Annotated in this window: 13 protein-coding genes; 1 reads left to right on the top strand and 12 read right to left on the bottom strand. The window is 46.3% G+C overall.

Annotated elements, in window-relative coordinates; translation table 11 throughout:
• Positions 1 to 25: 25 nt before the first annotated feature.
• The 9 genes from gspM to H8K32_RS06170 all read right to left on the bottom strand — a co-directional run bounded on the left by gspM (position 26) and on the right by H8K32_RS06170 (position 7,731).
• A complete protein-coding gene (gene gspM, locus H8K32_RS06210) occupies positions 26 to 526 on the bottom strand; it encodes a type II secretion system protein GspM (RefSeq protein ID WP_186911612.1) in 501 nt (166 codons plus the stop codon).
• Positions 523 to 1,779, bottom strand: coding sequence for a type II secretion system protein GspL (gene gspL, locus H8K32_RS06205; protein ID WP_186911611.1), 1,257 nt, complete (start codon positions 1,777 to 1,779; stop codon positions 523 to 525). Before gspL ends, gspM begins: the two co-directional genes overlap by 4 nt.
• Positions 1,780 to 1,785: 6 nt before the next feature.
• The gene (gene gspK / locus H8K32_RS06200; RefSeq protein WP_246447151.1) at positions 1,786 to 2,880 is read right to left on the bottom strand and encodes a type II secretion system minor pseudopilin GspK; all 1,095 of its coding nucleotides are present in this window, start codon (positions 2,878 to 2,880) and stop codon (positions 1,786 to 1,788) included.
• Complete coding sequence (locus H8K32_RS06195; RefSeq protein WP_186911610.1) at positions 2,880 to 3,587, bottom strand: PulJ/GspJ family protein; 708 nt, start codon at positions 3,585 to 3,587, stop codon at positions 2,880 to 2,882. Before H8K32_RS06195 ends, gspK begins: the two co-directional genes overlap by 1 nt.
• Entirely contained in the window at positions 3,577 to 3,957 is a 381-nt protein-coding gene (gene gspI, locus H8K32_RS06190; protein WP_186911609.1) for a type II secretion system minor pseudopilin GspI, read from the bottom strand. Before gspI ends, H8K32_RS06195 begins: the two co-directional genes overlap by 11 nt.
• 1 nt (position 3,958) lies before the next feature.
• Positions 3,959 to 4,423: a type II secretion system minor pseudopilin GspH gene (gene gspH, locus H8K32_RS06185; RefSeq protein ID WP_186911608.1), complete on the bottom strand. Its 465-nt coding sequence runs from the start codon at positions 4,421 to 4,423 to the stop codon at positions 3,959 to 3,961.
• A 10-nt stretch (positions 4,424 to 4,433) separates the two neighbouring features.
• On the bottom strand, positions 4,434 to 4,907 hold the full coding sequence (gene gspG / locus H8K32_RS06180) for a type II secretion system major pseudopilin GspG (RefSeq protein ID WP_186911607.1): 474 nt from the start codon (positions 4,905 to 4,907) through the stop codon (positions 4,434 to 4,436).
• 263 nt (positions 4,908 to 5,170) lie between these two features.
• On the bottom strand, positions 5,171 to 7,438 hold the full coding sequence (locus H8K32_RS06175) for a xanthine dehydrogenase family protein molybdopterin-binding subunit (protein ID WP_186911606.1): 2,268 nt from the start codon (positions 7,436 to 7,438) through the stop codon (positions 5,171 to 5,173).
• 104 nt (positions 7,439 to 7,542) lie between these two features.
• Positions 7,543 to 7,731: a DUF1289 domain-containing protein gene (locus H8K32_RS06170; protein WP_186911605.1), complete on the bottom strand. Its 189-nt coding sequence runs from the start codon at positions 7,729 to 7,731 to the stop codon at positions 7,543 to 7,545.
• 382 nt (positions 7,732 to 8,113) lie between these two features.
• Between H8K32_RS06170 and H8K32_RS06165 the strand changes: the two genes are divergently transcribed.
• Positions 8,114 to 8,716, top strand: a complete 603-nt coding sequence (locus tag H8K32_RS06165) for a MarC family protein (protein WP_186911604.1) — start codon at positions 8,114 to 8,116, stop codon at positions 8,714 to 8,716.
• A gap of 213 nt (positions 8,717 to 8,929) precedes the next feature.
• Here H8K32_RS06165 and H8K32_RS06160 read toward each other — a convergent pair whose 3' ends face one another.
• The 3 genes from H8K32_RS06160 to H8K32_RS06150 all read right to left on the bottom strand — a co-directional run bounded on the left by H8K32_RS06160 (position 8,930) and on the right by H8K32_RS06150 (position 11,184).
• Positions 8,930 to 10,171: a CaiB/BaiF CoA transferase family protein gene (locus H8K32_RS06160; RefSeq protein WP_186911603.1), complete on the bottom strand. Its 1,242-nt coding sequence runs from the start codon at positions 10,169 to 10,171 to the stop codon at positions 8,930 to 8,932.
• Positions 10,172 to 10,249: 78 nt separating this feature from the next.
• Positions 10,250 to 10,846 (bottom strand): recombination mediator RecR, encoded by a 597-nt coding sequence (gene recR / locus H8K32_RS06155; RefSeq protein WP_186911694.1) that lies wholly within the window; start codon positions 10,844 to 10,846, stop codon positions 10,250 to 10,252.
• Between the two features lie 11 nt (positions 10,847 to 10,857).
• Positions 10,858 to 11,184, bottom strand: coding sequence for a YbaB/EbfC family nucleoid-associated protein (locus H8K32_RS06150; RefSeq protein ID WP_186911602.1), 327 nt, complete (start codon positions 11,182 to 11,184; stop codon positions 10,858 to 10,860).
• Positions 11,185 to 11,262 lie beyond the last annotated feature (78 nt).

Raw genomic sequence — 11,262 nt, 5'->3', positions numbered from 1 at the left:
TGAAACCGAACCCGGAGACACCATGTTACAACCCACCGCGCTGCTGCTTCAGAATTAACGTGGCCGACACTTGTCCGTTTTCTGGTAAAGCCACAACTTTCGCTTCCTCTACAGTCAGCCTTGATGCTCGTTGCGACTCAAGCAACCAATCCATCATATTAGAATAAGCCACTGTCTGAATTTGAATTCTAACAATATCGTCCGTTACACTGAGTGACTGTGTTTTGATACCGCGAGCCGACAAACTTGCTTCGACAATGTCCTTCGTCACTGGCTCAACGATCTGCGACAAACTGGCGGCTAATTTTATTTGCTGACCGCTTAGGGCCGATATTTCAGCCACTTGCTGCCGCAAAACAGGTATTTGCGTTTGCAATTTTTGCCTACCGCTGATGGCTGGATCTAAGAATATAAGATACACCAAAGTCAAAACGATGACGACGGCAGCAGAAGACAACATTTTGCGCTCACGCTGATCGCGCTCACTCCAAAACAATTCAAATTGTTGGACTAATTGATGTTTCATTCTTTCACCTCGCCCTGAGTCACATGCAACACACCATCAGAGGTGATTTTTAAGCGCATAGATTGCTCTGCCAATGCCGCCTTCAACGGCTCCACCGGTATAGCAGCAACTGATTTTACTTTCACTTCCAAACCATGCTCTTTATATTCAATGGACACAATCGCCGTTGGCTTACCAAGCATCACTCTGTCCCACACATGCGAAAACTGAGCAGACAAGACGACAAAATCATCGGCAGCAAATTGCCCCACCATTTTTTTTGTAAGGTTCACTTTCTGACGCATTTGTTCGAGCGGATTAAGAATCGTTGTCTCTTTCGGAAAACTAGTTTTATATGTCTGAACTAAAGCGTCATTCAAGCTTTTTGCAGACCGTTTCAAACTAAACCATTCGAGGTTTAGTGCAATAATATTGACGAGCAAAATCATTGCCATCAGACGTAAAGGCCAACGCCAACGCGACCAATCGATGGCAGGCTTATGAATATCGGATATATCAGACATTAAATCCGGTGTCTGCGCATTGATACCACCAACTCTGACTACCCACCCAATTGCCTGGACAGCGAAACGCTCACCCAAATTTTGTTGTTTGAGACTTGCCTGATAGCTATCGACTTCATTTGCGGAGACATACAAATCTATATGAGACTCTGGCGCAAGCATGCCCAGCATACTGATCGCATTTTCCTGCTCATCCTCTGCCAGACTTAAACCCATACCCTGGAGTGAAGCTTGACGCAACAACAAGCTCAAGGCGCCATCCTTGCGTTCTAAAACTGCAACGGCCTGTTGAGGCTCACCTGTAATGGCGATCGCAAGTTGTGCGGGATACGCGGTAATTTTCTTTACTGGCCAATCTTTTACCATTGCCGCCAATTGTTCAACCCAATGGCGATCAGCAACGGCGATGGTGGCCGTACCATCTGCAACAGGACTCGCAACCAAAACTGCGTCAGAGGGATCACCAGCGATCTGCTCTTCCAGCAAATTCGGAAGTGCCATCTTAAATTTCGCGGCAGACATAGGCGGTACTTGAGTGCTCAGCAAACTGACGTCGCTCGCTGCAAAAAGCAAGCTCAGTTGGCGTGCACCGGAAGCCAGAGATTTTAATTCTGTAAAATTTTTATGGCCTTGCTGTAACAACTGACCTTCTGCTGAGAACAAAGCAAAAGGCAGCGCTTGCGAGAGCCAATCGGGTTTCGCTTGAACCGCCACCCTTGAGGGCAAAGAAATATAGAGTGTGCTTGCCATTATTTTTTAATTTTCTCTTACCCAAAGTACCGTTGTTGTTCCATCAGTCGCTCTCGACACCAACGCACTGACATCTAGTGCAGAGCGACTCATCTTTACTTTTCCGTTTACTATAAAAAACCCCGTTTTAATATCAACGTCTGAAGGGCCAATATTTTTTGTTTTATCACTAAATCTATGCGTAAAGTCCGCGGCATTTGCAAAAAAAGCGGTATCCCGACTTGCAATCATTTGTGCTGCGTCTCCCATACTTACACCATCGATTCTTGCAGAAATCACCTCAGCTGGCGCGGTATTTACGTTCACTGGCGTAATTCCACCGGTCCTGGGCAAAACAACGACAAAAGGTCGCAAGCTCCTCAACATATCCGGCGTAAATCCCGGAACCGCAAGTAAATCATCAACTTGAGTAAATCGCAAGAATTGTACTGAAGTATTACTACTAGAGGATGTCGTATTTGTCTCGACGGCACCACTGGCAGGATTATTGACAGGATTGTTCGCAGCAAGAGTTGCTCCATTACTCGTGCTAGTAGCTGCACCAGTGGAATCAGGATTTAAGGCTTGCGTTAATTTTGGTTGAGTTTGAGCAATGGCGGTTGCAGCAGTGGCTGCCAACCCACCGGGCAGACGCAGATTGGTCAATAATCGCGAAAACACTGCAATCTCTCTTGGATCGACCTTACCATTGGTGGCTAGGTTATTCAGATTATAGGATGCTTGCGCATCGACGATCTGACCTGAGAGTGTTGCATCACTGTCCTTAGCATCGGTACTTCCATCTTCCACATATTGATCAAGGCGTGTGTTTTCGAGTTTTACCGACCAAGGCTCACCCAGATAATCTGCTGTTGAATGGCGCGCATCTTCACGCAAAATCAATCGTGCCCAGTCAATCGCACCGCGTAGAATCCATTTTTTCTGCAGTTGCATTCGCTGATTTTCAATTGAACGAACCTGCACTTGCTGCTGCCAAAACAAACTAGCGACAATAGTGATAGCCAACGTAGTCAACAACAATGCGGTAACAACGGCGACACCGGTTTGTCGCATTGGATAGCGAGGATCAAGTTGCCGGGTAGATTGAATCAATTCTCGCATCAGTTTGCCCCTAACAAGAAAATTTTCGTCATAGGAGCCTCACGACCTTGTACCTGCATAGAAACCTCAACGCCTGCCAAGGTCGCGCTCTTTGCACTTGCACCTGAAGGGTTTGCAGGATTAGCTGGATTAGGTGGAATGACAGGGTTCGCAGAAGTTGCCGTATCACCAGCATTCACCACATTGTCGCCATTCATGCGCCAGCCAGTTTCTCCGACTTTCCAGGTACGCAGAGAAAACGACTCTACTTTGCTTTGCAACGGTATTGAAGGCGTCCCATCTAAATCTTCGGCAGCACTTTGCCATTGAGCCAATAACACTGCTGTCTCGCGAGTAGGGCTTAATTCACGCCGGGAGAGTACGCCATCAACCACGTTAAAAACAACCACCTGAAAACGTATTGGAAGGTTATCTTCGAACACAGACCGAATGATCATTAACTTACTGCCCGCAGCGGTTAATACGCTGTTTCCCGGAAGCATATTAGCGTCCATCACATGAGCACAATCATTTTCTATCTGCGCAAACGCAATTTGTATCCCACGTGTTTGGTCCATTTCACCGTTTAAAGTCTGGCGGGCACGAACAATAGAATCTAATCCACGCCATCCGAGTACGGCAACTATTCCCAAAATGGTAATTGCTACCAGCAATTCAATTAAAGTGAACCCGGTAATTTGACTAAAGCGCCGCGACTTACAGTGCATTCGGAACCACCTGCGTCAATTTGATGATGCGTCGATCAGGTTTATTGTTCTCGAACACAAGTACCTCGACGCGTCGGAAAGAGGGATTGGGCGTGGCAATAACATGTTCTTCGCATACCAGATGCAAGTCGGCCTGTGGACAATCAAAATTACTATCACCCAAAGGCGGCCATTCACGCGCAAGACGAATTTGCGCGAGACGATTTTCTGCAGACCAGGTTGCCATCAAGGAGACGCGCAAATCGTTACTGTTTTGAGTGAGGCTACCAACAGCACGCAAACTCGCCCCCAATGCTGTCCCAACGATCACCAATGCTACCAAAACTTCAAGCAAGGTAAATCCAGATTGACGAGAAATGTTCAGGCGCATCTTATTCCACTGAAAAATGACCGATACCATCAGCCGAAATTTTGACACTGCCATCAGGCACTTTAAGCGTCAGCACGAAGGGCTTATCAACTGGTTCGCGTCCAAAAATAATTCTGACGCCAGTCTGATTTTGGGCAGGTTCAATATGCAACTCGACAGGCGACAATTCAAAATCACGCTCGCGCAACATATCATCCTTGAGCGGCGACCACACCCTGTCCTCACGTACCAGAAATCGATAAGCGTATTGATCAGCATCAAAGGCCACCGGTGTATTGCGCAAAATAGCTTCATCTCGTGCCAACTGCAATAGCAACGCAATACGCTTAGCGTCATTTTCTAATCGCTGCCGCTGGCTCGGCATAGCATTAAAACTGACCACACCAAGCATCACTCCAGCAATTACCATTACTACGAGCAACTCCAGAAGCGTAAAGCCGTGTTGCCTGCGGCGTCGAGTTTTCATGTATCAGACTTTATAAGTCCCAGGAACCTATATCAGCATCATTTCCAACACCACCTGCCTGACCGTCAGCACCATAAGAAAACACATCAACCTCACCCTTCAGCCCAGGCGAAAGGTACTGATAAGGATTACCCCAAGGATCTTTTGGCAACTTATCGATGTAACCACCGGTTTTCCATCCATTTGCAGCCGGACCAGAGCTCGGTTTCAAAATCAAAGCTTGCAAGCCTTGCTCTGTTGTTGGATAGCGTTGATTATCAAGACGATATAACTTCAATGCCTGCATGAGGGTAGAAATATCCTGCTTTGCAGCAGCAATACGCGCATCATCGGTACGACCCATTAATTTTGGCACTACCAACGCAGCTAAGATTCCCATAATTACCACAACAACCATAATCTCGATCAACGTGAAACCACGCGAGCGTTGGTGCTTCTGGTGGGTGTAGGACTTGGATACTGCAATAGATTCAGAATTCAACATAAACGCTTCTATTAAAAATGAAATTTAAATAAGCCACATCATCCGGTACTTAGTGCGCACGGAAGTATAAATCGGGAATATAGCACACCTAGTATTTGTTACTTAAAAATAACAAAAAAAACCATAAGTGACGATACTCCCCCATTAATTTAGAATATTCAATCTACACTCAGCACTATATAAGGACAATATAAGAGCAAAAAAATATACTCATCCAGAGTATCTATTAGCGTCCACGCAATGTTACAAATTGACGCCACAGACTAAGCTAATTTCAATGGCAAACTTCGTAAGCGCTGACCGGTCAAAGCAAACACCGCGTTAGCCACCGCCGGTGCAATTGGCGGCACGCCTGGCTCACCTATTCCTTCGGGCGGTTCCGCACTTTTGATAATTTCGACTTCAATTTGTGGCGTCTCATTCATACGCAGCACTGCATAGTCATGGAAATTACTTTGGGTAACCTTACCCTCTTTAATCGTTATTTCGCCATGCAGCGCAGCGCTCAGACCAAATACAATCGCCGATTCCATTTGCTGAGTAATGATATTTGGATTGACTGCAATCCCACAGTCAACGACACAAACGACTTTATGCACGCGAATTTGTCCGTTTTGCACAGAGACCTCGGCCACCTGCGCTACGATACTACCAAATGAACGGTGCAAAGCAATCCCGTGCGCACGCCCTTCAGGTGCCTGCCCCGCTTTGTTCATCGCCGCATCCAGCACTACCAGGTGACGTCGGTTATTACTCAACAGTTCGCGTCGGAGACTAACCGGTGTTTTACCAGCAGCATGAGCCAACTCATCAATAAAACTTTCTTTAAAAAAAGCATTGTGAGAATGCCCCACCGAACGCCAATAACCGAGTGGCACTGGTGTCGGCACAATCACATGAGAAATTTTTTGATTCGCAAATTGGTAAGGCATATCAAACTCGCCTTCCGCCGTTGTCTTATCAGGCCCTGCCCCTGGAACACCGAAAGTGCGCTGCAAAACCTGATGTGTTACCGAACCAGAAGCCGATTTATTCTGGTAAGCAACGACATTACCCTTGTCATCCAGCGCAGCATTAAAACGCGCCATCGCTGCAGGTCGATACATGTCGTGCGCCATGTCTTCTTCGCGACTCCAGATCAACTTGACTGGCAAACCATTGGTCTGCATGGCGATCGCCACAGCTTGCAACACCATATCCACCTCCAGACGGCGGCCGAAGCCACCGCCTAAGAAGCACATATTCAAATGCACTTTTTCCGCAGAAATTCGGGCCAATTTCGCAGCTACGTCGACAGCAATGCTTGGCACTTGCGTCGATACCCACAGCTCCAATTGACCATTCTTAAATTGCGCAGTGCAATTCATCGGCTCCATCGTTGCATGCGCAAGAAATGGCGCCCGATATTCTGCTGAGATCGTTTTTGTCGCCGCCTTTGAAACAAGCATCGCCTCTGCATCACCCTGCTGGTAATAAGTAAAACCAGCCTCTGCATCAAGTTTTTGCGCCAGTTCTTTAAACACGGTTTCACTTGAAAGTTGACTATGCACTCCTGCATCCCAATCAACAACAACGGCGCCTATTGCTTTTCTGGCTTCCCAGTAAGATTTAGCCACCACAGCAACGCCAGAAACGGAACGATCATCCAGCGATTTGGAGAGATCAATCACATTTAATACATTCGCCATTGCCAATGCTGACTTAGCATCGATACGCTTGATCTTGCCGCCAATTGTCGGGCTCAATTTCAATGCAGCATAGACCATCCCTTCAGGATGTGCATCAATACCAAACTGTGCAGTACCATTTACCTTCGCCGTCGTGTCTGTTCGCGCTTGCGGACGACCAATGATGCGGAAATTTTTAGGATCTTTTAAACTTACAAGACCTGGCTGCGATTCAACTGCTTTTGCAGCCAATTCACCGTAGGAGAGTTTTTTACCAGAAGAATGTAAAACAACGCCGTTTTCAGTGAGGCACTCTCCCACTGGTACGGACCATTCTTTTGCCGCGGCGGCAACCAACATTGCACGCGCTGCTGCACCAGCTTCACGCATTGGCAACCACGCATCTTTAACACTAGACGACCCACCAGTGACTTGCAATCCAAGTTCGCGCGCGGTTTTAGAGGTCATCCATTGCGCAATATGCTTGATTGTGCCGTTATCATCCGGATGAAACGGCAAACCATCTGCCAACATAGCTACATTGCCGTAAATTTTATCGATAGGTGCCGCCATCGTCTTTATCTGCGACATGGCGACATCTAACTCTTCAGCCACTAACATTTGCAAGGCAGTATGTATTCCCTGCCCCATTTCACTTTTGTGCAAAGCGACTGTGACCATGCCATCTTTAGCAATTTTGATCCAACCATTTAAGGCGATTTCATTTTGGTCAACGGGCAGATCATGCGCCCCATGCAGACGTTGACGCGGTGGCATAAAACCCCAACCGACGATCAGCGCACCTGCGACGCCGAGACCTCCCAAGATAAAGCGACGCCTTCCTGATTTTTTTTCTTCTGTCATTCTCAAGTCTCCGTTTAATGCATTTTTTTATTTAAACTTCAATCTGCTTTTATTCCAACCCGAATTCTGCACACAAAAAAAAAAGGAACAAACTTATCACTTTTTTATTTATTTCGCCGCGGATAACCTTCAGCAAGTATCCTTTGCCACACAACTTCTTTTTGCTCCTGATTCATAAACACCCACTCTGCCACTTCGACCACCGTTCTTCCACAACCACGACATACGTCATCAAAAGTTGTAGAACAAACCGCAACACAAGGCGTATCGGGGCGCTCGCTTGCTTTGTCCATATGAAACACCATAAAAATTCTGATTCGACATGCGAATTATCAACCCGCACTTTAAAATAAGACGATCGTTCGCGTCTTGACGTGCAAGATAATAACGCTAATTCTTCGCGCTGCGTTCAGTAATGCATTTCGTTAGTCAGCACTAAGATGCACTATAATTGACATTAACGAGTTTTAAGCACGAAAATGGCAGGTTTTTTGCTGCAATATGCTTATTTTTACGGTATTTTTGACAATAAACGAAATTATTTTCCTCTTATTTTGCGTCAAAATTTGCCCCCTATCACGATCAACACCAATGATGAGTCCGAGTGATGCAATGCTGATACTGGCATTCACATCTGAATAGCCGCTGGCTCACCGTTTTTAGAAAAAGAAATTCATGGCCAAAGATTTTTTGCAGACACTGATACTGTTGATTTTAGTAACGGATCCTTTCGGCAACGTTCCAATCTTCGTGAGTGCCTTATCCCACGTTTCACCTGAACGCCGCTGGCGTGTGATCGTGCGCGAATGCGCGATTGCATTCATTTTGCTACTGTTGTTTATGTTTTTTGGAAAAAGCTTTTTAACTGCGTTGCAGTTATCAGAAGTATCCATACGCATTGGCGGCGGTGTCATTTTGTTTTTAATTGCGCTGCGCATGGTCTTCCCTCAGGAAGGTGGCGTTTTTGGTGGCACCGAGGAAAATCACGAACCTTTTATCGTGCCTCTAGCTATTCCTGCTTTGGCGGGACCATCCTCACTTGCGACCGTTTTATTATTTTCTTCTGATAACAGTTCAGAGATCTTAGTTCATCTTGGTGCATTAACTGCAGTCGCAATTGTCTGGCTGGTTGTTCTACTTGGCGCAGAACGCATGCAACGCGTTTTGGGTGCGCAGGTCATGACAGCGTTTGAACGCCTGATGGGCTTAATCCTTGCAGCCATGTCGATTGAAATGCTGCTTACAGGCATCAGGGAATATATTAAATCACTGGGCTAATGATAAACCTGTAAGAGTTGTTTGCTGCGGCAATAAGGAATCCATTTCCGCAGCAAACAAATTGTAATTAAACGAAAAATAGCCCAATAAAAATAATATAAGGGCAATCAAAAATTGCTTAAGAAGCTGTCGATTCATTTTCCTGCCTCAGCCTTACTGGTTACTTAAAGATATTAAACATCGTCGTCTACGCTCAATGCATAGCATGTGGATTCATATGATATTTTTATGAGCGAATTCTGCGATTTGCTCGTTCGTATACCCAAGCTGATGCAAAATCTCTTCATTATGTTGGCCCAACTTCGGACCTAGCCATTGCGTAACGCCAGGTGTCTCGGACATCTTGGGTGTCATCGCTGGTACTTTAACCGCCGTCCCATCTTCAAAATGATGCTGCTCAAACATATTCCGCGCCAAAAATTGCGGATCGGACAGCATGTCACGCACAGAATAAATTTTACCGACGGGAACATCAGCAGCCTGCAATATTGACAAAGGGGAGTCTATTGTCTGGGTATCGCACCAAACTTGAATCGCACCATCAATTTCAGCAGTACGTGGAACACGTCCATCGTTACGCATCAACTGAACATCGTCCGCCAGATCATTGCGCTGTATTGCCTTCATCAGACGATGGAAAATTGCATCACCATTTCCGGCAATAACGATATTTTCACCATCTTTGGTTGTATATGTATTGGACGGAACAATACCAGGTAAAGCACCTCCTGTGCGTTCACGCACGACGCCAGCGACATCAAACTCAGGCACTAACGATTCCATTAAGTTAAACACCGATTCATACAAGGCGACATCAACCATCTGCCCTTGCCCCGCAACGCACTGATCAGCGCGCTTACCGTTCCAACGACCACCGGTCACGTCGCGGTGCCGCAGTGCCATCATTGCACCTATCACACCATGCAAAGCTGCAACAGAATCGCCAATGGAGATGCCAACCCTTACCGGTGGGCGATCAGGATGACCAGAGACATAACGCAAACCTCCCATAGCTTCGCCAATTGCCCCAAAGCCGGGTTGATCCCGCATCGGACCTGTTTGTCCATAACCAGATAGCCGCACCATGATGGTCGCTGGATTGATTGCCTTTAAGGACTCGTAACCGAGATTCCATTTTTCCAAAACACCTGGGCGATAATTTTCGATGATGATGTCGGCATCTAAGGCAAGGCGCCGTGCAATTTCTTGTCCTTCGGGGCTTTTCATATTGAGACTCAGGCTCTTTTTGTTACGCGCCTGTACGCTCCACCATAAAGACGTACCATCCTTTAGAACACGCCATTGGCGTATGGGATCGCCACCTTCCGGCGATTCAATCTTAATAACCTCAGCACCAAACTCTGCCAACATTCGCGAACAAAATGGCCCAGCAATCAGCGTACCTAATTCGAGAACTTTAATTCCTGCCAAAGGACCATGTTTTTGCGCTGCCATAGGGATAAGCCTGACAAAAAATTGCGATAAATTTAGGAATAAGTTGAACTTCAGCGCACATTAAACAGAACAGCCGGCTCAGGTAGCTCGTCTGTCCAACATCGCACGCGCAATGGTTCCAGCATCAACATACTCAAGTTCGCCACCAACAGGAACACCACGCGCCAGACGACTCACTTTTAATCCGCGCGCCTTCAAAGTTTCACTGATGTAATGCGCAGTAGCCTCACCTTCGTTAGTGAAATTGGTGGCCAACACGACTTCAGTGACTGTGCCATTGGTAGCGCGGGTGATAAGCTTATCGAGATAAATATCTTTAGGTCCAATACCGTCCAAAGGAGATAAGCGCCCCATCAAGACAAAGTACAAACCCTTGTAGGTTAAAGTTTGCTCTATCATCATCTGATCTGCAGGAGTCTCGACCACACATAACAGATGTGTATCACGTTCTTGATTCTGACAAGTTTCGCAAACATCGATTTCAGTAAAGGTATTGCAGGCGGCGCAATGCTGAATGCGATCTACCGCATTTAGTAACGCATGCCCCAAGGCTGATGCAGCTTCACGATCATGTTGCAGAAGATGATACGCCATGCGCTGGGCAGACTTAGGCCCAACGCCGGGCAAACGGCGCAGAGCCTCAGATAGATTTTCAAGGCTACCGCTTTTTTTCACGTTTTTGACGCTCAAAATGGCATTTTAAAGCCAGGTGGTAACGGCATACCCGCTGTCAGTCCAGCCATTTTTTCTTGGGAAGTCGCTTCTGCTTTGCGTACCGCATCGTTAAAAGCAGCTGCAACCAAATCTTCTAGCATATCTTTATCATCACCCAACAAGGATGGATCGATAGTGACGCGTTTTACATCGTTTTTGCAAGTCATCACAACCTTAACCAAACCGGCGCCAGCCTGACCTTCAACTTCAATCAAAGCCAATTGATCCTGGGCTTTTTTCATGTTGTCTTGCATAGCCTGAGCTTGCTTCATCAATCCTGCGAGTTGGTTTTTCATCATAAGAATATCTCCTGAAAAGAAAGGAATAAATTAAATTTAATTCGGTTTATTCGGTTTGTATAATAGATAAAGTGATCT

Source organism: Cognatundibacterium jejuense, assembly GCF_014284255.1.
Lineage (GTDB): Bacteria > Pseudomonadota > Gammaproteobacteria > Burkholderiales > Burkholderiaceae_D > Undibacterium > Undibacterium jejuense.
The sequence above is the reverse complement of the archived record's forward strand: the minus strand, read 5'-3'. Positions and strand labels throughout refer to the sequence as shown.